The organism is Frigoribacterium sp. AP1 (assembly GCF_056680555.1).
The window spans coordinates 306,502-328,256 of sequence record NZ_CM155288.1; the positions used below are offsets into that span (position 1 = coordinate 306,502).

18 protein-coding genes and 1 tRNA gene are annotated in these 21,755 nt (G+C 70.9%); 7 read left to right on the forward strand and 12 right to left on the reverse strand.

Annotation, left to right across the window (positions count from 1 at the left end; genetic code table 11):
• Positions 1 to 217: 217 nt before the first annotated feature.
• The 3 genes from AC1MBW_RS01430 to AC1MBW_RS01440 form a co-directional block, all read right to left on the reverse strand.
• Positions 218 to 1,132 carry a glycine betaine ABC transporter substrate-binding protein gene (locus tag AC1MBW_RS01430; RefSeq protein ID WP_480025219.1) on the reverse strand — a complete coding sequence of 305 codons (915 nt, stop codon included), beginning with the start codon at positions 1,130 to 1,132 and terminating at the stop codon, positions 218 to 220.
• Positions 1,133 to 1,207: 75 nt separating this feature from the next.
• Positions 1,208 to 2,164 carry an ABC transporter permease gene (locus AC1MBW_RS01435; protein WP_480025220.1) on the reverse strand — a complete coding sequence of 319 codons (957 nt, stop codon included), beginning with the start codon at positions 2,162 to 2,164 and terminating at the stop codon, positions 1,208 to 1,210.
• On the reverse strand, positions 2,161 to 3,432 hold the full coding sequence (locus tag AC1MBW_RS01440) for a quaternary amine ABC transporter ATP-binding protein (protein WP_200908319.1): 1,272 nt from the start codon (positions 3,430 to 3,432) through the stop codon (positions 2,161 to 2,163). Before AC1MBW_RS01440 ends, AC1MBW_RS01435 begins: the two co-directional genes overlap by 4 nt.
• A 480-nt stretch (positions 3,433 to 3,912) precedes the next feature.
• On the opposite strand from AC1MBW_RS01440, the gene AC1MBW_RS01445 reads away from it, so the two are divergent.
• Entirely contained in the window at positions 3,913 to 5,451 is a 1,539-nt protein-coding gene (locus tag AC1MBW_RS01445; RefSeq protein WP_055971753.1) for an amino acid permease, read from the forward strand.
• A 165-nt stretch (positions 5,452 to 5,616) separates the two neighbouring features.
• Here AC1MBW_RS01445 and AC1MBW_RS01450 read toward each other — a convergent pair.
• A tRNA-Lys gene (locus tag AC1MBW_RS01450) sits at positions 5,617 to 5,692 on the reverse strand.
• 98 nt (positions 5,693 to 5,790) lie between these two features.
• Between AC1MBW_RS01450 and bcp the strand changes: the two genes are divergently transcribed.
• Positions 5,791 to 6,261 (forward strand): thioredoxin-dependent thiol peroxidase, encoded by a 471-nt coding sequence (bcp, locus tag AC1MBW_RS01455; protein WP_480025221.1) that lies wholly within the window; start codon positions 5,791 to 5,793, stop codon positions 6,259 to 6,261.
• Positions 6,262 to 6,363: 102 nt separating this feature from the next.
• Here the strand turns inward: bcp and AC1MBW_RS01460 are convergent, their stop codons facing one another.
• Positions 6,364 to 6,819 (reverse strand): hypothetical protein, encoded by a 456-nt coding sequence (locus tag AC1MBW_RS01460; RefSeq protein ID WP_480025222.1) that lies wholly within the window; start codon positions 6,817 to 6,819, stop codon positions 6,364 to 6,366.
• A 168-nt stretch (positions 6,820 to 6,987) separates the two neighbouring features.
• Between AC1MBW_RS01460 and AC1MBW_RS01465 the strand changes: the two genes are divergently transcribed.
• Positions 6,988 to 7,236, forward strand: a complete 249-nt coding sequence (locus AC1MBW_RS01465; RefSeq protein ID WP_043594001.1) for a WhiB family transcriptional regulator — start codon at positions 6,988 to 6,990, stop codon at positions 7,234 to 7,236.
• 111 nt (positions 7,237 to 7,347) lie between these two features.
• Here the strand turns inward: AC1MBW_RS01465 and AC1MBW_RS01470 are convergent, their stop codons facing one another.
• Complete coding sequence (locus tag AC1MBW_RS01470; protein WP_043594002.1) at positions 7,348 to 8,841, reverse strand: sensor histidine kinase; 1,494 nt, start codon at positions 8,839 to 8,841, stop codon at positions 7,348 to 7,350.
• 163 nt (positions 8,842 to 9,004) lie between these two features.
• On the opposite strand from AC1MBW_RS01470, the gene AC1MBW_RS01475 reads away from it, so the two are divergent.
• A complete protein-coding gene (locus AC1MBW_RS01475; RefSeq protein WP_480025223.1) occupies positions 9,005 to 9,568 on the forward strand; it encodes an Rv3235 family protein in 564 nt (187 codons plus the stop codon).
• An 82-nt stretch (positions 9,569 to 9,650) separates the two neighbouring features.
• Here the strand turns inward: AC1MBW_RS01475 and secA are convergent, their stop codons facing one another.
• The 6 genes from secA to mtrA form a co-directional block, all read right to left on the reverse strand.
• Positions 9,651 to 12,497 carry a preprotein translocase subunit SecA gene (gene secA / locus AC1MBW_RS01480; protein WP_480025224.1) on the reverse strand — a complete coding sequence of 949 codons (2,847 nt, stop codon included), beginning with the start codon at positions 12,495 to 12,497 and terminating at the stop codon, positions 9,651 to 9,653.
• 199 nt (positions 12,498 to 12,696) lie between these two features.
• Positions 12,697 to 13,401: a ribosome hibernation-promoting factor, HPF/YfiA family gene (hpf, locus tag AC1MBW_RS01485; RefSeq protein WP_480025225.1), complete on the reverse strand. Its 705-nt coding sequence runs from the start codon at positions 13,399 to 13,401 to the stop codon at positions 12,697 to 12,699.
• Between the two features lie 117 nt (positions 13,402 to 13,518).
• Complete coding sequence (locus tag AC1MBW_RS01490; RefSeq protein WP_480025226.1) at positions 13,519 to 14,256, reverse strand: ComF family protein; 738 nt, start codon at positions 14,254 to 14,256, stop codon at positions 13,519 to 13,521.
• Between the two features lie 102 nt (positions 14,257 to 14,358).
• Complete coding sequence (locus AC1MBW_RS01495; RefSeq protein WP_480025227.1) at positions 14,359 to 16,059, reverse strand: LpqB family beta-propeller domain-containing protein; 1,701 nt, start codon at positions 16,057 to 16,059, stop codon at positions 14,359 to 14,361.
• Positions 16,052 to 17,845: an MtrAB system histidine kinase MtrB gene (gene mtrB, locus AC1MBW_RS01500; RefSeq protein ID WP_480025228.1), complete on the reverse strand. Its 1,794-nt coding sequence runs from the start codon at positions 17,843 to 17,845 to the stop codon at positions 16,052 to 16,054. Before mtrB ends, AC1MBW_RS01495 begins: the two co-directional genes overlap by 8 nt.
• 9 nt (positions 17,846 to 17,854) lie before the next feature.
• Positions 17,855 to 18,535 (reverse strand): MtrAB system response regulator MtrA, encoded by a 681-nt coding sequence (mtrA, locus tag AC1MBW_RS01505; protein ID WP_043594311.1) that lies wholly within the window; start codon positions 18,533 to 18,535, stop codon positions 17,855 to 17,857.
• Positions 18,536 to 18,684: 149 nt separating this feature from the next.
• On the opposite strand from mtrA, the gene AC1MBW_RS01510 reads away from it, so the two are divergent.
• From AC1MBW_RS01510 to AC1MBW_RS01520, 3 genes are read left to right on the forward strand one after another with little or no spacing between them, the layout of a single operon-like run.
• Positions 18,685 to 19,908, forward strand: coding sequence for a DUF7847 domain-containing protein (locus AC1MBW_RS01510; RefSeq protein WP_480025229.1), 1,224 nt, complete (start codon positions 18,685 to 18,687; stop codon positions 19,906 to 19,908).
• On the forward strand, positions 19,905 to 20,543 hold the full coding sequence (locus tag AC1MBW_RS01515) for a DUF4129 domain-containing protein (protein ID WP_480025230.1): 639 nt from the start codon (positions 19,905 to 19,907) through the stop codon (positions 20,541 to 20,543). Before AC1MBW_RS01510 ends, AC1MBW_RS01515 begins: the two co-directional genes overlap by 4 nt.
• Positions 20,540 to 21,724, forward strand: coding sequence for a DUF4350 domain-containing protein (locus AC1MBW_RS01520; RefSeq protein ID WP_480025231.1), 1,185 nt, complete (start codon positions 20,540 to 20,542; stop codon positions 21,722 to 21,724). Before AC1MBW_RS01515 ends, AC1MBW_RS01520 begins: the two co-directional genes overlap by 4 nt.
• Positions 21,725 to 21,755 lie beyond the last annotated feature (31 nt).

Consider the following 21,755-nt stretch of genomic DNA (forward strand, 5'->3'; position numbering starts at 1 on the left):
CTCTCGTGGTGCAGGTGCTGATGGTGCGCGGGCGTCTCGGTGACGTCCGCCGACGACGCTACCCGCGCCTCCCGGGGTATGACCTCGGGGTTGGCTGTGCGTCGGGTGTCGTCCGGCTGTGCTTTCACCCGGCTCCGCGTCACCCGGCCGATCGCCCGGCACGACGACGCCCCGGGCGAGCGGGGCTCGGCCGGGGCGACGTCGTGCAGGGATCGGATCAGCTGGTGAGGCCGTCGACGTAGTCCTGGTTCTCGGAGATCCACTTCTCGACGACGGGGGCGTAGTCGTCGCCGTCGACCGCGTCACCGTTGAACATGGCGTTCTCGAGCGACGACAGGGTCTCGGTGTCCATGTCGAAGCCCTGCAGCCACTCGGTCAGCTGCGGGAAGTTCGCCGTGAAGCTCTTGCCACCGAACGAGTGGATGCCCTCGGCGTCGCCCAGGGTGCCCTCGGGGTCGGCGAGGTCCTTGATCGGGAAGGCGTCGTAGGCCCAGTGCGGGCTCCAGAGCGTGACCGCGATGTTCTCGCCCGCGTCGGTCGCGCTCTTCAGCTCGGTGAGCATGGCGGCGGTCGACGAGGTCTGCAGCTGCATGTCGTCCAGGCCGTAGGTGGGGATCGTCTCGTCCTGGACCGCGGCGGTGAGGCCGGCCCCCGGCTCGATGCCGACGATCTTGCCGCCGAACAGGTCGGCGTTGGCCGCCAGCTCGTCGAGCGAGTCGATCGGGGCGTCCTCGTTCACGGCGACCGCGAGCTTGGCGCCGTCGTTCCAGGCGCCGAGGTCGGTCAGGTCGTCACCGTACTGCTCGATGTACGACGCGTGGGTCGTGGGCAGCCAGGTGTCGAGCACGACGTCGTAGTCGTCGGTGGTGAGGCCGCTGTAGACGGGAGCGACGTCGGCCGGCTCGAGGTTGACCGTGTAGCCCTTCTCCTCGAGGACGGTCTTCCACAGCCACGAGGCCGCGATGCCCTCGTCCCAGCCGTTGAACACGGCGAGGTCGACGACGGCCTGGTCGCCGTTGTCGAGCGTCTCGGCGTCGGCCGACGAGCTGCTGCCGGGGGGCGAGCAGGCTGCGAGTCCGAGGACGGCGGTGGTGCCGAGGGCGATCGATGCGGCGATGGTGCGCTTCTTCATGTGGTCCTTTCGGGTGGTGCAGGAGGCGCGGGTCGGGTGGGCGGGTGCTGCTCCCGTCCCGCAGGTGGTCGGGGTCTAGGCCGAGGCCGTCGCGGGTTCGCGGCGGTCGGCGGGGGGCAGGGGCTGCTCGGCCTCTGCACGGTCGGGCGCCGGGGTCGGCGGGACCGACCGGCGGTTCTGCGCCCGCGCCACCCGCCGACCGTGACGGTCGGAGCCGAGCGCCGCGGTCATGCGGTCGAGCACGATCGCCAGGATGACGACCGAGATGCCGGCCTCGGCACCCAATCCGACGTCGATGCGGTTGAGGCTCGCGACGATGTCGCCGCCCAACCCGCCCGCGCCGACCATGCCGGCGATGACGACCATCGACAGCGAGAGCATGATGACCTGGTTGACGCCGGCCATGATGCTGGGCTTCGCGAGCGGCAGCTGGATCTGTCGCAGGATCCGCCACGGCGACGAGCCGAACGCCTGGCCGGCCTCGACCACCTCTTTGTCGACTCCGCGGATGCCGAGCTCGGTCAGGCGGACGCCGGGGGCCATGGCGAAGACGATGGTCGCGACGATGCCGGGCACGACGCCGACGCGGAACAGCAGCAGGGCCGGGATGAGGTAGACGAACGCGGGCGTCGTCTGCATGAAGTCGAGCACGGGCCGGATGATCTGCGACGCCACGGTCGACTTCGCGGCGAGCACGCCGAGCGGGATGCTCAGCGCGATCGCGAGCGTGCTCGCGACGAGCACGAGGGCGAGGCTCGACATCGCGTTGTCCCACTGGTTGACCGTGCCGATGAACAGCAGGCCGACGGCGGTGCCGACCGAGAACTTCCAGCCCTTCGCGACGAAGGCGAGGGCCGCGATCACGATGACGACCGCCCAGAACGGAGGCGCGCTCAGGAAGTACGCGACCCACTCGTAGAAGAACGTGAAGACCAGGCGGATGACGTCGAAGAAGCCGCCGAGGTTGGTGGTGATCCAGTCGACGACGTCCGAGACCCAGGAGCCGAAGGGGATGCGGAGGTACTCGTTCATCGGGTGGCTCCTTCGAGGGTGGCGTCGAGCTCGACGTCCGAGATGCGGGTGACGGGCTCGAGCACGGGGATGGGCGAGGTGGTCGTGTCGACGTTGCCGAGCGCCGCGAGCAGGGTCACGCGCGGGATGACGCCGAGCAGGCGGTCGGCGTCGTCGACGACGGCGATCGGCAGCGGGCTCTCGACGGCCAGCTCGAAGAGGTCGACGAGGGCCGCCTCGGGCCCGACCTTCGAGAACTCGGCGTTGACGATGGCCGCGAGGTCGGTGTCGTTGGCCTTGACCTGGCGCATGACGTGACGGTCGCGCACCCAGCCGAGGAGCTTGCGGTCGCGGCCAGTGACGAACAGGGCGGCGGTCTGCAGGTCGCGCAGTGACCGCAGGGCGCCCCGGGGGCCGACCGTGAGCGGGACGACCGCCCGGGCGGGCTCCATGACGCTGGCCGCCGTGAGGACGCGCGCCCGGTCGACGTCCTGCACGAACTGGGCGACGTAGTCGTTGGCCGGGTCGGTGAGGATGTCCTCGGGCGTGCCGATCTGCACGATGCGGCCGTCGCGCATCACGGCGATGCGGTCCCCGAGGAACATCGCCTCGTTCAGGTCGTGGGTGATGAAGACGATCGTCTTGCCGAGCTTCGCCTGCAGCTCGACGAGCTGCTCCTGCATCTCGCGGCGGATCAGCGGATCGAGGGCCGAGAACGCCTCGTCCATCAGCAGGATGTCGGTCTCGGCGGCGAGGGCGCGGGCCAGGCCGACGCGCTGCTGCATGCCGCCCGAGAGCTGGCTCGGCAGCTCGTCCTCCCAGCCGGCGAGGCCGACGATCTCGGTGACCTCGCGGGCCTTGGCCAGACGGGCCGCCTTCGCGACCCCCTGCACCTCGAGGCCGTAGGCGACGTTGTCGATGACGGTGCGGTGCGGCAGCAGCGCGAAGTGCTGGAACACCATCGACACGTTCTTCCGACGCACCTCGCGGAGCCGCTTGGCCGGGACGTCCGAGATCGCGGAGCCCGCGACCTCGACCGAACCGGACGTGGGCTCGAGCAGGCCGTTCAGCATGCGGATGAGCGTCGACTTGCCCGAGCCGGACAGCCCCATCACGACGAAGATCTCGCCGGGCTGGACGTCGAACGACGCGTCGATGACGGCGGCGGTGCCGAGGCCCGCGGCCTCGGCACGTGAGGCGCCGGCCTCGAGTCGGGCGACGGCGTCCTTGGGTCGGCGGCCGAACACCTTGTACAGGTTCCGGGCACGCACGGCTGGCGTAGTGGTCACAGGTGTCTCCAGGCACGCCGAGGGGGCACCGGCCGCTCGGGCCGGCTCGCCGTCGGCGGCGATCGGGTCGGGCGGACGGGTCGACGACGCGTGCGGACCGTGTCGGCTCAAGCCCACCGTGATGTCACGGGGCGAACCTGACCTCCGCCGGGTCGGTCATGGGACCGGACCCTCGCGCCACCAGACCGTACGACGACCGGAACCCGAACTGGTCGGACCATCGGTCGGCGCGTCCTGATGATGACGGGCCCGGTCTCCCGGGCCTCCACGACCGTAGCCGACATCCGTCGTTCATCCGAATTGCGAACCCGTCCAGGAGGAACCCCTGGTGCACCCCACCCCGGCGTGTCGCCCATGCCTCCGGGGATGTCGATCGTCACCCATTCGTTATGCGGATGTGAATCGGCACCGCGCCTCCTGGGGGTTCACCCGTCTCACGGCCGTGATGCGGACGAAACCGATAGGGGCTACGGTCGACCGATGACGAGTCCCACGAACGGGGGCGGCGACGCCTCCACCGAGACCCACCTCCCGCAAGACTTCTCGCACGAGCAAGAGGGCTTCCAACACGGTCTGAAGCCCCGTCAGCTGCAGATGATCGCCATCGGCGGTGCGATCGGCACGGGGCTCTTCCTCGGTGCCGGCGGTCGGCTGGCGTCGGCCGGCCCGGCGCTCGCGATCGTGTTCGCGATCTGCGGCGTCTTCGCCTTCTTCATCCTGCGCGCCCTCGGCGAGCTGGTGCTGCATCGCCCGTCGTCGGGGTCGTTCGTCTCGTACGCGCGCGAGTTCTTCGGTGAGAAGTTCGCGTACGCGGCCGGGTGGATGTACTTCCTGAACTGGGCGATGACGGCCATCGTCGACGTCACCGCGGTGGCCCTCTACCTGCACTACTGGTCGGCGTTCACGGCGGCACCCGACTGGCTGCTGGCCCTCGTCGCCCTCGCCGTGGTGCTCTCGGTCAACCTGTTGGCCGTGAAGGTCTTCGGCGAGATGGAGTTCTGGTTCGCCATCATCAAGGTCGCCGCCCTCGTGGTGTTCCTCGTGGTCGGCGTCGTGTGGCTCGCGGCGGCGTTCCCCGTCACGCACGACGGCGCAGCGGTCGACACCGGCTGGGGCCTGGTGGCGTCGTCGGGCATCCTGCCGAACGGCCTGCTGCCCGCCGTGATCGTGGTGCAGGGCGTCGTCTTCGCCTACGCCGCGATCGAGTTGGTGGGCACGGCGTCGGGCGAGACCCAGAACCCCGAGAAGGTCGTGCCGCGCGCGATCAACACGGTCATCATCCGCATCGCCGTGTTCTACGTCGGGTCGCTGGTGCTGCTGTCGCTGCTGCTGCCCTACACGGCGTACAAGGCCGGCGAGAGCCCGTTCGTCACGTTCTTCAGCAGCATCGGCAGCCCCGAGGTGGGCGACATCGCGGGGTCGATCATGAACTTCGTCGTCGTCACGGCGGCGCTGTCGAGCCTCAACGCCGGGCTCTACTCGACCGGTCGGGTGCTGCACTCGATGGGCATGAACGGGTCGGCCCCGAAGTTCACGACGAAGATGTCGAAGGGCGGGGTGCCGTTCGGCGGCATCCTGCTGACCGCGAGCATCACCCTGTTGGGCGTGGTGCTCAACGCGATCGTCGGGGCGAACACGGCGTTCGAGATCGTGCTGAACATCGCGTCGCTGGGCATCCTGACGGCGTGGGGCACGATCATCCTCTGCCAGATGCGGCTTCGTCAGTGGGCGAAGGAGGGCAAGGCGAAAGAACCCTCGTTCAAGTTGCCGGGTGCGCCGGTGACGAGCTACCTGACGCTGGCGTTCCTGGCCGCGGTGGTCGTGCTGATGGCGATCGACTGGCCGATCGGGTCGTTCACGGTCATGTCGCTCGTCGTGATCATCCCCCTGCTGATGCTCGGTTGGCACCTGCAGCGCGACCGCATCCTGGCCGCCGCCCGCCTGCGCGAGGGCATGACCGGCCCGTACCCCGTGACCGGCCGCGACGCCGCCTCGCAGGTCCCCCGCGACGGCCAGTAGCCCCACCACCGCGGACTCAGGAGGCGCGGGCCGGCCCTCGAGGTCGCCCGCGCCTCCGTCGTCGTCGACGAGGTCCTCGGGCGGGTCGATCGCCGGGGTGAAGCCACCCCGGTGTCCGCCGACGACGAAGGCCCGGTCAGATGATGCGTCTGACCGGGCCTTCTGTGGTGCACCCCCTCGGACTTGAACCGAGAACCCACTGATTAAGAGTCAGTTGCTCTGCCAATTGAGCTAGAGGTGCGAGCTGCGGCGCGTGCCGCAACGAGGAATGACTCTAGCATGAGTTCTGACCCCCTCAGAACCACCGGCGCCGTCGTGGCGCCCGCAGATCGGAGCACCATGCCCACGAAGCTCGAGAAGGGCGCTGCCGCGCCCACGTTCACCCTCGACGACGAGAACGGTTGGCCCGTCTCGCTCGCCGACTACTCGGGGCAGAAGGTCATCGTGTACTTCTACCCGGCGGCGTCGACGCCGGGCTGCACGACCGAGGCGTGCGACTTTCGCGACAACATCAACTCGCTGAAGTCGTCGGGCTACCAGGTGCTGGGCGTCTCGAAGGACGAGCCCGCCGCCCTGCTCGAGTTCAAGGACGAGCAGGGGCTGAACTTCCCGCTGCTCAGCGACCCCGAGCTGACGGTCCACCAGGCGTACGGCGCCTACGGCGAGAAGAACAACTACGGCCGCATCGTGACGGGCACCATCCGGTCCACGTTCGTGGTCGACGAGCAGGGCGCCGTCGAGCTGCCGCTCTACAACGTCAAGGCGACGGGGCACGTGGCGTCGCTCCGCAAGAAGCTCGGCCTCGACTGACACCGGTCGTCGACGCGAGCGCAGGAGGCGCGGTGCCGGTCCTCGAGACCGGCACCGCGCCTCCTGCGTGTCGCCTCGCCCCTCGGGGCGGGTCGGTCGCGGTCAGTAGACGTGCGGCTCTTGGTCGCGCGCCGAGGTGGCGGCGACGACGGACGGCACGAGCAACAAGACCACGACGGCGACGGCCGGCACGAGGAGCGCGAGGCCGATGGTCGGGTTCGCGAAGACGCCCTGCAGGCTGCCGATGCCGACCGCGAACTGCAGCACCTGCCAGACGATCGCCGCCCCCCTGATCCAGGCTCGGCCCCGCAGGGCGCCGAGCACGATCGCTCCGAGCCACGCCGTCGCCAGCAGGGTCAACACGAAGATCGCGACGGCCGAGGGATACGAGTCGGGGCGGGCCACGAGCAGCTCGACGAGCAGGAACACGGCCGTCGCGGCGACGAGCAGGAACTCCGCCGCGAGCAGGACGATCACGACCCAGAGCAGGGCGGGTCGACGGGTCTCGGCAGACCGACCGGTCTCGTCTCGGGGGCCGTCAGAGCCTGCTGTGGTCACGTGTGAGCCTCCGAAAAATCCTTGATTTGGCCGTACCAGTATGCGACCATATTCGAGGTCGAAGTGACGCGTACATTGCGGTGCGCGCCTCCCGCATTCTTCTCTTTCCCCATCCCGAACCAGGCGCTTCGTCGTGCCTGGTTCTGCACTTTTAAGGAGTACCCATCGATGGATTGGCGCGACAAAGCCGCTTGCCTGCAGGCTGACCCGGAGCTCTTCTTCCCCGTCGGCAACACGGGTCCCGCCGTCGACCAGATCGACAAGGCCAAGGCCGTGTGCGGGCGCTGCACCGTCACCGAGACCTGCTTGCAGTACGCGCTCGAGACGTCGCAGGACTCCGGCGTCTGGGGCGGTCTGAGCGAGGACGAGCGTCGTGCGCTGAAGCGTCGCGCCGCCCGCGCCCGCCGCGCCAGCTGACCCCTCGTCGACCGCCCTCGGCGATCGACCTCCGGCCCTCACGGCCGATGACGAAGCCCGGCACCTGATCACAGGTGCCGGGCTTCGTCGCGTCCGGGGCCGCGCGCGGGCTCAGGGCTGGGTGAGCCAGCGGAACGGGATCTCGATGGTGACCTCGGTGCCGTTGCCGACGAGGGTGTGCCAGTCGATGGTGCCGCCGAGCTCACCCTGGATCAGGGTGCGGACGATCTGGGTGCCGAGGCCCGAGCCGACCTTGCCCTCGGGCAGCCCGACGCCGTTGTCGCGAACCTTGACCGTGAGCTCTTCGGCCCGGCGGTCGGCGACGATCTCGACCTCGCCGTCGCGGCCGTCGAGACCGTGCTCGACGGCGTTCGTCACGAGCTCGGTCAGCGCGAGGGCCAGGGGCGTCGCGTACTCGCTCGGCAGGGCGCCGAAGCTGCCCGTCATGGTGGGGCGGACCGTCGTGTTGTGGCTCGACGCGACCTCGGCGATGAGCATCAGCACCCGGTCGAAGACGGTGTCGAAGTCCACGTTCTGACTGAGCCCCTCGGACAGCGTGTCGTGCACGACCGCGATCGACTGCACGCGGCGCATGGCCTGGGTCAGAGCCTCGCGGGCGACGTCGGTGCGGGTGCGTCGCGCCTGGATGCGCAACAGCGACGCGACCGTCTGCAGGTTGTTCTTGACCCGGTGGTGGATCTCGCGGATCGTGGCGTCCTTGGTGATCAGCTCGCGCTCCTGGTGACGCAGCTCGGTCACGTCGCGGCAGAGCACGATCGCCCCGACGCGCTCACCGCGATCGCGCAGCGGGATCGCCCGCAACGACACCGTGACCCCCCGCGCCTCGATGTCGGTGCGCCAGGGCGCCCGACCCGTGACGACCAGCGGCAGGGACTCGTCGATCACGAGCTTGCCCGCGAGCAACCCGGTGGTGACCTCGGCCAGCGACTCGCCCTCGAGCTCGCCGGCGAACCCCATGCGGTTGAAGGCCGACAGGCCGTTGGGGCTCGCGAAGGTCACCATGCCGTCGACGTCGAGGCGGAGCAGCCCGTCGGAGGCGCGGGGTGCGCCTCGTCGCGGACCCGTCGGAGCCCCGAGGTCGGGGAAGTCGCCGGCGGCGATCATGGCGAAGAGGTCGTTGGAGCACTGGTTGAAGGTCAGCTCTTGGCGGCTGGGGGTGCGGGCCTCGCTGAGGTTCGTGTGCCGGGTGATGATCGCGATCGGTGCGTCGGTGACGTCGGGTCGGCTGGCCCCGAGGCGACGGAGCACGGGCACGGCCCGGACGCGCGTCGGCGTCTCTTCGTACCAGTCGGGCGCGGCCGAGTCGACGATGCGGGTCGTCGTGAAGGCTTGCTCGATCTGCTCGCGCCACTCGGGGCGCACCTCTTGTCCGACGAAGTCCCGGTAGAACAACGTGGCCGAGCTCGACGGCCGCGCGTGGGCGACGGCGACGAAGCTGCCGGCCTGCGTGGGCACCCAGAGGACGATGTCGGCGAACGCGAGGTCCGCGAGCAGCTGCCAGTCCCCCACCAGCAGGTGCAGCCACTCGACGTCCACCTCGCTCGAGAGGCCCTGGGCGAGAACGAGATCACTGAGCGTCGACACCCGTTCAGTCTAGGTCGACGACCCGTCCGGAGGCGTCGGTCGCCTCCGAGCAGGACCGCATGCCCGCCGATTCTCCACAGACCGTCGAGTCGGTCTGGTTTTGCCATTCCACATGTCATATCTTCTAGTCATGCCCGGACGCACGTGAACAGGAAGACTGCCCATGCCCTCGAACACCCACGCCCTCGCCCTCGCCGAGCCCCTCGAGCCCCTCGGGCCCACGGCGTCGCCTCGGCCGCACCTGAGACCCGTCCCGCCCCTGTGCGACCCGGGCCCGGCCGTGCCGGCCGTGCCGACGTCGAAACCCTCACCCGGCGATCGACCGTCCGGTGCCACGCCCCACGTGCGGCCCGTCCCACCGGTCGGCACCCAGCACGAGTCACCCTTCCCGGACGATCCGGACCTGCTCGTCGAGAACCTGGTGCGCTGCGTCGTCGAGATCCTGGCCGGGGCACGAGAGCTCGACCAGGTCTCGCGATGGGTCACCGAAGACGTCTACCGCACCCTGCACAAGCGCGTCGTCCTCGCGGCCCGGGCCCGGTCGGCCCACGGCACTCGAACGCAACGTCCGGTCTTCACGATCGGCAGCATCCGGTCGAGCTCGCCCGCCGACGGGGTGATCGAATCGGTCGTCGTCCTGCACGGGCGCGGTCGCAGTCGAGCGGTCGCCGTCCGACTCGAGACCTACGACAGCCGATGGCGAGCGGCCGCCGTGCACGTGCTCTGACGGTCGACCGAGACGCCGACGACAGACGACGCGCCCCCGAGCCGAGCTCGGGGGCGCGTCGTCTGTCGATCGGACGAGCCGATCAGCGGCTCTTCTTGCCGGACGCCCGACGCTCGGCCCGGTTGACCGGAGCCTCACCGCCACCGGTCTTCTGACCGAAGGCGCCGACCTTGCCGTCGTCCGCCTGACGTGCCGACGGGCCACCGGACGCCCGTGCCGCGGCGATCTCGGGCGACTCGGAGCGCTCGGCCTCGTCCTGCGCCTTCTGCGCCTTGGCGGTCGCACCCTTCTCGAGCTGACCGCGCTGGTTGCGCACCTCGACCTCGCCGTCGATGTTGGGAGCCGAGTAGGCCAGCTGCGCCTGCGGCTGCTTCTCGGCCTCGAGACCCTTGGCCGCGATGACGGGAGCCTCGGTGGCACCGACCTGACCCTGGACCTCGACCTCGAGGTTGAAGAGGAACCCGACGGTCTCTTCGCGGATCTGCCCCATCATGCTCTGGAACAACGCGTACCCCTCGCGCTGGTACTCGACGAGCGGATCGCGCTGGGCCATGGCCCGCAGACCGATGCCGTCCTTCAGGTAGTCCATCTCGTAGAGGTGGTCGCGCCAACGACGGTCGATGACCGACAGCACGACTCGACGCTCGAGCTCGCGCATGGCGGGCTCGCCGAGGGTCTCGGTACGCGCCTCGTAGGCGACCTTGGCGTCGGAGAGGATCTCTTGCCCGAGGAACGCCCGGGTCGCCTTGCCCTTGGAGCCGGCCTCGGTGATGACCTCGTCGATGGTGATCGAGATCGGGTACAGGGTGCCGAGTTCGGTCCAGAGGGCGTCGAGGTCCCAGTCGTCGGGGCTGCCGTCACCCGTGTGCTGGTCGATCACCTCGTTGACGACGTCCTCGAGGAACTTCTGGCTGCGGTCCTTCAGGTCGTCGCCCTCGAGGATGTGTCGGCGGTCACCGTAGATGGCCTCGCGCTGACGGTTGAGGACGTCGTCGTACTTGAGGACGTTCTTGCGGATCTCGGCGTTGCGCGACTCGACCTGCGACTGCGCCGAGCGGATGGCCCGCCCGACGATCTTGTTCTCGATCGCGAGGTCGTCCGGCACGTTGCCGCGACCCATGAGCGACTCGGCGGCGCCCGAGTTGAACAGACGCATCAGGTCGTCGGTCAACGACAGGTAGAACCGGCTCTCACCGGGGTCGCCCTGACGACCCGACCGACCGCGCAGCTGGTTGTCGATGCGACGGGACTCGTGACGTTCGGTGCCGAGGACGTACAACCCGCCCGCCTCGATGACCTTCTCGGCCTCTTCTTGCACGGCGGCCTTCTGGGCGGCGAAGACGTCGTCCCACGCGGCCTCGTACTCGTCGGGGGTGTCCACCGGGCTGAGCCCCTTGGCGTTCATCTCGGCGACGGCGAGGAACTCGGCGTTGCCGCCGAGCATGATGTCGGTCCCGCGACCGGCCATGTTGGTGGCGACGGTCACGGCGCCGGCACGACCGGCCTGGGCCACGATGGCGGCCTCTCGGGCGTGGTTCTTGGCGTTGAGCACCTCGTGCTTGACGCCCTTCTTGGCGAGCAGTCGGGAGAGGTACTCGCTCTTCTCGACACTGGTCGTACCGACCAGCACGGGCTGGCCCTTCTCGTGCCGTTCGACGATGTCTTCCACGACCTGGTCGAACTTGCTCGTCTCGTTCTTGTAGACGAGGTCGGTCTGGTCGATGCGCTGCATCGGCCGGTTGGTCGGGATGGGCACGACGCCGAGCTTGTAGGTGCTCATGAACTCGGCGGCCTCGGTCTCGGCCGTACCGGTCATGCCGGAGAGCTTCTTGTAGAGGCGGAAGTAGTTCTGCAGCGTGACCGTCGCGAGGGTCTGGTTCTCGGCCTTGACCGACACGCCCTCTTTCGCCTCGATGGCCTGGTGGATGCCCTCGTTGTAGCGGCGGCCGCTGAGGATGCGACCGGTGTGCTCGTCGACGATCAACACCTCGCCGTTGATGACGACGTAGTCCTTGTCGCGTTTGAAGAGCGCGTCGGCCTTGATGGCGTTGTTGAGGAACGAGATGAGCGGGGTGTTGGCCGACTCGTACAGGTTGTCGATGCCGAGGTAGTCCTCGACCTTCTCGATGCCGGGCTCGAGGACGCCCACGGTGCGCTTCTTCTCGTCGACCTCGTAGTCGGTGCCCGAGACGAGACGCCGAGCGATGGTGGCGAACTCGGTGAACCAGCGGTTGGCCTCGCCCGACGACGGGCCCGAGATGATGAGCGGCGTGCGGGCCTCGTCGATGAGGATCGAGTCGACCTCGTCGACGATCGCGAAGAAGTGGCCCCGCTGCACCATGTCCTGCGCCTGCCAGGCCATGTTGTCGCGGAGGTAGTCGAAGCCGAACTCGTTGTTCGTGCCGTAGGTGATGTCGGCGGCGTACATCTCGCGACGCTCGGCCGGGGTCTGACCCGACAGGATGCAGCCGGTGGTCATGCCGAGCGCCCGGAACACGCGCCCCATCAGCTCGGACTGGTAGCTCGCGAGGAAGTCGTTGACCGTGATGACGTGCACACCCCGGGAGGCGATGGCGTTCAGGTACGCTGCCGTGGTGGCGACGAGGGTCTTGCCCTCACCGGTCTTCATCTCGGCGATGTTGCCGAGGTGCAAGGCCGCGCCACCCATGAGCTGCACGTCGAAGTGCCGAAGCCCCAGGGTGCGCTTCGACGCCTCACGGACGGCGGCGAAGGCCTCGGGCAGCAGGTCGTCGAGCGATTCACCCGAGGCGTAGCGCTCGCGCAGCTCGACGGTCTCGTTGCGCAGCTCGTCGTCGGTGAGGGTCGTGAAGTCGTCCTCGAGCTCGTTGACCGCCTTGGCGTAGGCCTTCAGCTTGCGCAGCGTGCGGCCCTCGCCGACGCGGAGGACCTTCTCGAGGACGTTGGCCACTGGTGTGCTCCCATGTGTTCGGTCGAACCCGCAGAACGCTCCGCGGTCTCGCTGAGGTGATCCGCATCGGAGCACCGAGGTGTCGACGGTCCGTCCTGGACCGGCCCACGATCTTAGCAAGCGTAGTGGCCGACCCCCCTGGGAGGCGGCAGGGACGTGCCCGCGCCTCCCGGGGTGTCGGCCACCGACGACCCGGGGGTCAGCTCACCAGGCCCGCCCGCAGCGCCGTCGCGGTCTCTTGCAGGTCGGGCGAGTCCTGGTCGAGCCCGATCACGCCGTAGTCCCAGCCCTTGCGCCGGTACACGACGCTCGGGCGCTCGGTCTCGGCGTCGATGAAGAGGTAGAAGTCGTGACTGACGAGCTCCATGTAGTAGAGGGCGTCGTCGACGGACATGGGTGTCGACGCGAAGACCTTCTCGCGGATGACCACGGGGCAGTAGTCCTCTTCGACCTCGTCGGCGGGGGCCTCGTCGCCCACCACCGTCACGGCGCCGGTACGGACCTGGTCGAGCGTCTCGGCCGCGGCGGGCGTGACGCCGACCCCGCTGAAGTCGGCCGTGGCTGCCTCGCGCAGCGACGTCGGTCGGTGTTGCCCGCGATGGATCTTCTGCCGGTCCTTCGCCCGGCGCACCCGTTCGAGGAGGCGACCGATCGCGAGATCGAACGCCGCGTACTTGTCGGCGGCCGTGGACTCGGCCCGCACGAGGGGGCCGGGGCCGATCAGGGTGATCTCGACCCGGTCGTCGCCCGCCTGCCCGCCGGACTTCTCGTGGTGCCGCGAGACCTTGACCTCGAGGGCCAGGGCCTTCGTGGCCAGCGCGGCGACCTTGTCTGCCTTCTCGGTGGCGTACTCGCGGAAACGATCGGTGATGCCGACGTTTCGACCCGTGACGGAAATTTCCATGACGACCTCCTGTGGCTATCGACGTGCCGCCTGTCAGCCAGGCGGATGTCCTTTCACGCCTTTCGCCCCACCGTAGCGACCCGGACACCCCCGTGTCACGTACCGTTCACCGTTCGCTCAGGGGCGGTCGGCGCCCGACCGCAACGGGGTGGCAGCGAGACAGGCCGCACCGACCACGACCGCGCCCCGGGCGGTCAGCGCACGCCGCGCCTCCTGCAGGGTGCCACCTGTCGTCACGACGTCGTCGACCAGGACGACCCGCGACCCCCGGAGGTCGCGGGTGGCACGCAGGCTGCCCTCGCGTCCCCTGAGACGCTGCTGCCGGTCGCGGCCCTTCTGGCCGCCGCCGGCCCGCGCCGTCGGCACGAGCACCCGCGTGCCGACCACGAGCCCGAGCCGGCGCAGCACCAGGTCGACCGGGTCGTAGCCCCGCCGACGCCGCCCCCGTCGCGACGGCGGCACCGGCACGACGAGCAGCGACCGATCGCCCGTGCCCCCGTCCACGACGGACGCCCCCTCGTACGACCCGTGACGGGCACAGGACTCGAGGGCGGCGGCGAGGGCCGGGGCGAGCACCTCGGCCAGGCGCACCCGACCGCCGTTCTTGAAGGCCAGCACGACACCCCGCGCCTCGAAGGCGTAGACGAGCCCGGCGAAGACCGGGAGCCCGTCGGGCAGGTCGACCCGGACGACCTCGGGGACGAGCCGACGTCGGCAGTCGTCGCACAGCCCGACGTCGGGCTCGTGGCATCCCGCGCACGAGACGGGTGACACGACGGACAGCGCCTCGCGGACGGCACTCGCGAGAGCGTCCCGTGCGAGGACGACCGATCGGGGACGAGGAGGCCGGGGCATCCCGACAGCGTGGACCCGCCTGGACACGCGCGCCGCGCCTCCGCCGTCCGAAGGGGACGGTCAGGCCACCTTCCGCCCTGGGGAGGAGGCGACCCCGGGGCGTCAGCGCTGGGTCGCCACCAGATCCGCCGTCAACCCCGTGGCCTGCCAACTGCTGCCTCGGGGTTCGAGCACGTCGCCGTCGGCACCCAACAGCAGCAGGCGGTCGAAACCGTTGCCGCCGACGATCGCGACCGCCTCGCCCGACGGACGGCCGGCGCTCGACGAGTCCCCGCCGACCTCGGACATCGTCACCCGCGACGACTCGCCCACGGAGGTCAGGACGGCGACGGTCAGTTGATCGGCCCAGGTCGCGTCGACGGGTGCACCGTCCGGAGCCGACAGCTCGAGGGGCTGCCCCAGCCGGAGGGGGACCCCGTCGGCGTCCCGCACGACGGCGGCCACGAGGAGGCGCGACTCGCCCTGGTCGTCGAGCAACAGGAGCGCGCGGGTGCCGTCGCGCGAGATGCGGAACGTCGTGACGCTCGGACCCGCCGGCAGCGACGTCGCCACCGCGTGGGGCGTGCCGTCGAGCGCGTACGCCGTGAGGCTCGACGGGTCGTCGGCGACGACCGACCAGACGAAGCCCGCGTCGTCGAGCGAGGGGGCGACGAGTCCGGTCCGGGCGTCGACCAGGCGGGCTCCGCCCGAGGCCGTGACGGCGTACGTGCCCGACGAGGTGCCGACGGCGGCACTCGTCTGGTCTGCCGACAGCTCGACCGACCGGGGCCGGAGGGTCTCGACCGCGTCCGAGAGCCCCGGGAGCTGGCTCGTGGCGCTCGTCGTGGCGAAACCGAGCACGCCGTCGGTCAGCACGAGGGGCCGGGCGTCGACCGCGGGGTCACGCACGGGCGCGGGCTGCTGCATGGCCGGCACGGACAGAGGGGCACCCTCGACGCTGAGCTCGACGGCGGTCACGGTCGCGAGGGTCGAGAAGCTCGCCAGCAGCTGTGCCTGCATCCGGGCCCGGGCGTCGGGCGTCGCCTCGAGGGCGTCGGCGGTGAGGTCGACGCGGGCCGTCCCGTCGTCCACGGTGATGGCCGTCAGCGACAGCTGTGTCCCCTCGGGGAAGGCCGAGACGACGGCGCCCTGCAGCCAGTCCGACGGCCCGTCGAGCAGCGCCGTCGCGAGGCGCGTGCTCGTCGACGACCGCGCGAGGAACCAGCGTTCGTCCGGCACGAGATAGGTGAACGTGGGGTCGTAGAAGTACGCGGCGTGCGACCGGAAGACCGAGTCGAAGGTGGCCGGCGAGAGGATGATGCCGTCGGGGGCGTCGCTGATGCGCCACTCGCCGCCCTCACGGACGAACGAGAACGCCAGGGACGTCGTCGTGGACGACGTGGCCGGGGTGTAGTGCCCCGCCGAGTCGACCGTCGCCGAGCCCACGAAGGCGTAGTCGAGCGTCGACCCGCCGACCCTCGAGGTCGAGCCGACCCCGGGGCGGATGGTGACGCTGGCCCGTGGCTCCCACTCGTCGGCGAAGCCGGCACTGAGGAACTGACGCGCCACCCCGTAGTTGTCCTGGGACCCGGTGCCCGCCGAGAGGAAGTCCCGCAGCAGCCTTTCTTGCGAGCTGCCGGCGACCGGACCGTTGGGCCGGAACACGAAGTCGCTCACCACGTCGTCGCTGACGGTGTCGCCCCGCTGCACCTGACCACCGTCGGGGATGCCCACGCACCCGGTCAGGGCGATCGCGGCGACCACGAGGGTCGCCAGGACCGCCGTGCGACGGCCCGACGGGTGGTTCCGTCGCCGTTCAGTCATCGTCGGTCCCTCTCTCCGACGACGATGACGACGGTGTCGACGACGACGGGGTCGACGCGCCCGGCGCCTCGACGGCCGGGACCGAACCCGACCACGGTTCGCCGGTCACCGGGACGGTCGTCTCGCCCCGACGGTCCGGCGGCACGACCGGCAGGGGCGATCCCTCGATGCGACCGCCGGCCACCCGGGGCAGGGTGACGACGAACCGGCTGCCCGAGCCCGGCTCGGACCAGACCTCGAGCCGGCCGCCGTGCAGGGCCGCGTCCTCGAGGCTGATCGCCAGGCCCAGCCCGGTGCCTCCGATGGTGCGCTTGCGGGAGGGGTCGGCCCGCCAGAACCGGTCGAACACCCGCGCGGCGTCGGCAGGGCTCATGCCCACGCCGTTGTCGCGCACGGCGACCGCGACGGCCGTCGCGTCACTGTCGACCTCGACCTCGATCGGCCGCCCCTCGCCGTGCTCGATGGCGTTGCCCAGCAGGTTGCGCAGGATGCGGCGCAGCCGTCGCGGGTCGATCTCGGCCTCGAAGTAGCCGCCCCGGGCGACGACCGACACGACGCTGCCCGATTCGGCGGCCAGGGGACCGAACTCGTCCACGCCGTCCTCGACGAGGCGCACGACCGTGACAGGCTCGGTCTCGAGCTCGACGGCACCCGCGTCGAACCGCGAGATCTCGAGCAGGTCGGCGAGCAACAACTCGAACCGGTCGACCTGGGTGTGCAGCAGCTCGGCCGTCCGGGCGGCCGAGGGCGTGAACGACGTGCGCTGGTCGTAGAGCACGTCACCGGCCAGCCGGATCGTGGTCAGCGGCGTGCGCAGCTCGTGCGAGACGTCGCTCACGAAGCGTTGTTGGACGCGCGAGAGCTCGGCCAGTTGCGAGATCTGGCGTTGCATGGCGTCGGCCATCCCGTTGAAGGAGCGCCCGAGCGTGGCGACGACGTCCTGCCCCTTCTCGGGGATGCGTTCTTCGAGGTGGCCGGCCGCGATCTTCTGACTGGTCTCGGCCGCCGTGCGGATGGGTCCCACGACCAGACGGACGACGAGGTAGGTGATCGCGCCGATCAAGAGCACGAGCGCGAGCGAGCCGATGCCGAGCGTCCGCTGCATCAGGTCGAGCGTGGCCTGCGCGTCGCTGAGGTCGTAGACGAGGTAGAGCTCGTACTGGCCCGCGGTGGGCACCTGCAGGGTCGAACCGACCGCGATGCCGGGCGAGCCGCCGCCCAGCGACGTCGGGGGCAGCGACACCGACTGCATCGACAGGCGTCCGTCGTCCGCGGCCACCGCCTCGCGGAGGGCCGGCGAGATCACGGAGTCCGGGAAGTCGGGGCTGGCGATGTTCTGGATGGTCTGCGGACTGTTCTGCCCCGGTGTCCGGAGGATCGCGATGCTCGTCCCGCCCGGGCTCGAGGTCGAGCCCAGGATGGCGGTCTGCGCCTCGTTCTGCAGCGCGTCGAGCTCGACCTGGTTGGCGTCCTCGGTGGCGGTGGCCGAGTCGAAGATGTTCTGCGCCAGCAGCGTCGCCCGCACGCTCTCGGCCTCGACCTGCTCACGGCGTTGGTCGTAGAGGCTCGTGCCGATGGTCACCGAGATGAGCGTGCCGATCACGGTCACGGCGACGGTCGACAGCACCACCGTGAGCGCGACGGTGCGGAACGACAGCGACGATCGCCAGAAGCCGACCACCCGGGTGGGCCACGTGCGCCACGCCGGTGCCCGCCACGACCACGGACCGCCCGACCGGACGGGCCCGCTCTCGTCGGGCCCCGCAGCCGTCGACACGAGCGCCACCCGACCGGGCTACGAACCCGCGCCGGCGCGGTACCCGACGCCGCGGACGGTCGTGACGATGCGGGGCGCGTCGGGATCGTGCTCCACCTTCGCGCGCAGCCGCTGCACGTGGACGTTCACCAGACGGGTGTCGGCTTTGTAGTGGTAGCCCCACACCTGCTCGAGCAACATCTCGCGGGTGAAGACCTGCTGCGGCTTCGAGGCGAGCGCGAGCAACAGTTCGAACTCGAGCGGGGTCAGGGCGATCGGCGTGTCACCGCGTCGCACCTCGTGTGCCGCGACGTCGAGGCGTAGGTCGCCCACGGTGAGGACGTCGTTGGTCGGCTCGGTGGCCGGGCGCAGCCGGGTGCGGATGCGCGCGACGAGTTCTTTCGGGTTGAACGGCTTGACGACGTAGTCGTCGGCCCCGCTCTCGAGACCGCGGACCACGTCGGCCGTGTCGCCCTTCGCGGTCAGCATGATGATCGGCACACCGCTCTCGGCACGGATGAGACGGCAGACCTCGATGCCGTCGAGGCCGGGCAGCATCAGGTCGAGGAGGACGAGGTCGGGTGAGGCCTCGTGGAAGGCCTCGAGGGCGCCCGCGCCGTCGCCGCAGAAGTGGGGGTCGAACTCGTCGGCGCGAAGGACGATGCCGATCATCTCGGCGAGCGCCGGGTCGTCGTCGACCACGAGGATGCGCGGGTTCATGTTCTCCGTCTGGGCTGGGCCGCTCGGGAGGCGGCACGTCAGGACAGATTAGTGCAGGAGGCGCGCATCGGCTGGCAGCGCCCGGTCCGGTGTGGAAACATGAACACACCCGTGAGGACGACCTCACGGTCAGGACGACCAGGGGGACCATGACCGATCCGAACGCCTGGAGCACACCGGGAGGCGACACCTCCCCGCCGCGCTGGGGCGAGCGCGTCGACCCGTCGTCCGCCGGCCCCGTCCCCGCCGGGCCCTCGCCCGTCCCCGGGGCGTCCCCGGGCGGGTCCACCCCGCCGACCGCCCCCGGCTGGGCCCCGCCGCCGAAACCGGGCCTCGTGCCGCTGCGCCCTCTGACCTTCGGCGAGATCCTGGGCGCCTCGTTCCAGGTCTTCCGCCGCAACCCGCGCACCACGTTCGGCACGGCCCTGCTGTCGCAGGTCGTCCTGCTCGTCGTGACCGTCGCGATCACCGGCGGCAGCGCCTTCCTGGCCTTCGGGCGGGTCGAACAGGCCCTCCCCCGCGACCGTGACGCGGTGCTGGCCGGCGCCGTCGCCATCGTGGCCGCGTCGGCCCTCGTGCCGGTCGCCCTGCAGGTGATCGTCACGGCCCTGCTCCAGGGGCTCTTCGTGCTCGAGACCGCTCGTCAGACGCTCGGAGAGAAGCTGCGACTCGGCGGCCTCTGGGCGCTGGCCAAGGGCCGCCTCGGCACGCTCGTCGGCTGGTCCGCCCTGCTCACCGCCGCCTACGTCGTAGCGCTGGCACTCGTGGCCGGCGTCGTCGTCGTCGGCGTGGCCGTCGGTTCGGGCCCGAGCATCGCCGTCGGCATCGGGGTCGGGGTCCTGCTCGGGCTGGGTCTCCTCGTGCTCGGGGTGTGGCTGACCGTCAAGACCTGCCTCGTGCCGAGCGCGATCGTGCTCGAGCGGATGACCCTCGGCGCGGCGGTGAGGCGCTCGTGGTCGCTGACCCGCGCCTCCTTCTGGCGGACCTTCGGCGTGATCGCGCTGGTGTTCCTCATGATCCAGGTCGCGTCGCAGGTCGTCGCGACGCCCTTCTCGGTGCTGTTCAGCGTCCTGACCGGCACGCTCGCCCCCACGGGCGACGTGACCGACCCGACCTTCCTCGCCTTGACGGCGGGCACCTACGCCGTGACCCTGGGCATCACGGCGGTCATCGGCGCGATCGGCTCCGTGCTGCAGGCGGCGTCGGCCGGCCTCGTCTACATCGACCGGCGCATCCGCACCGAGGGGCTCGACCTCGAACTCGTCCGCTACGTCGAGCGCGGCGGACGGTCGGCCGAGGGGCAACCCGACCCGTACCGCACGCCCGAGGTCCCGCTCACCCCGACGACGCACCCGGGAGCACCCCGCTGGTGAGTCCCCTGCCCTTCGCCGCCGGGCCCCCGCTGACCCCCGACGCCGACGACGCCCGGCGCGAGGTCCTGCGCGAGCTCACCGGGCCCGAGTACGTGGCGGCGCAGCCGTCGTGGCTCGACCGTGCGGCGCAGGCGTTCTGGGACTGGCTCGGTTCGATCCGGTTCGGGGGGACCGAGGGGGCGCCGGCGGTCACGGCGATCGTGCTGCTCGTGGTCGTCGTGGTGGTCGTCGTGGTCGTGCTGCTCGTCTACGGCGTGCCGCGGCTGAACCGCCGGTCCGCCCGCGACCTCGTCCTCTTCGGCGACGACGACGTCCGCGACAGCGACGCCATGCGTGCCGCGGCCCGGGAGGCCGCTTCCCGCGGCGACCTGACGCTCGCCGTCGCCGAGGCCTTCCGGGCGATCGCCCGCTCGCTGGCCGAGCGGGGCGACGTCGCGGTCTCCCCCGGCACCACCGCCCGCGACGTGGCCCGCCGGGCGGGCGACGTCTTCCCCGACCTCCGGGCCGGGTTCGCCGACGCCGCCACGGCCTTCGACGGCGTCCGCTACCTCGACCGCGTCGGCACCGACGAGGCCTACCGAGCCGTCGTCGAGCTCGACCGGCGAGTGACGTCGTCCCGGCGGGTGGACGCGTGACCGTCACCGCACCCTCCGCCGAGACCGGCACGGTCTCGACACCCACATTCACGGCGTCGCTGCGACGTGCCCGGTTCTGGGTCGCCCTCGCCCTCGTCCTGGCGCTCGGCGTCACGGCGACACTCCTCGTCGGCTCGGGCTCGGGCGAGGGGCGCGCCCTCGGCCCCGCGAACGCCGCCCCCGGTGGGGCGAAGGCACTCGTCGAGGTGCTCGGGCGGCAGGGCGTCGACGTGACCGTGACGACCACCCTCGACGACACCCTCGACCGGCTCGGGTCGGGCGACGGCACGCTCCTCGTCGACGACGCCTCCGGGTTCCTGGTCGGCGACCAGTGGCGGCGCCTCGCGACGGCGGCCTCCCACCTCGTGCTCCTCTCCCCCGGGTCCGCCGCGCTCGACAGCGTGGCCCCGGGCGTGGCCGTGGCCGCCCCGGTCGAGGACGGCACGGCCGCACCCGCCTGCTCGTCACCGGCCCTCGAGCAGGCGTCCCGGGTCGACGTCACGGGGGTCGCCTACGCCGTCGACGCCCCGGACGCCGTCCGCTGCCTGCCCACCGACGACGGCTACGGACTCGTCGAGCTCGACGACGGCGACGCGAGGGTGTCCGTCCTGGGTGCCACGGGCGCCCTGACCAACGGCGCGATCGCCACGGACGACGACGCGGCCTTCGCGCTCGCCCTGCTCGGCGGGTCCTCCGAACTGACCTGGTACCTGCCCTCGGCCGGCGACCTGCCCGAGGGCCAGGGCACGCTCGCCACCCTCACGCCCCCGTGGGTGACGCCGTCGCTGGTGGTGCTCCTCCTGGCCGGAGTGGCTGCCATGGTGTGGCGGGGTCGACGCCTCGGCTCCCTCGTCGTCGAGCGACTGCCGGTGACCGTCAAGGCGTCCGAGACCACCGAGGGTCGCGCCCGGCTGTACGAACGGTCCGGGCAGCGCCGCCACGCCCTCGACCAGCTCCGCATCGGCACGTTCGGGCGACTCGCGCGAGCGACGGGCCTGTCGTCGACCGCCTCGGTCGACGAGGTCGTCGCCCGGGTGGCCGCTCTCACCTCGGCCGACCCCCGGGGCCTCCGGCACGTCCTCGTGGACGCCGACCCGGCCGACGACCGCGAACTCGTCTCGCTGAGCGACAGCCTGCTCGACCTCGAGCGCGCGGTGCGACGGGCGGTGGCTCCGTCGTGACCCGACCCGCGCCTCCTGCGCCTCGTCCGCT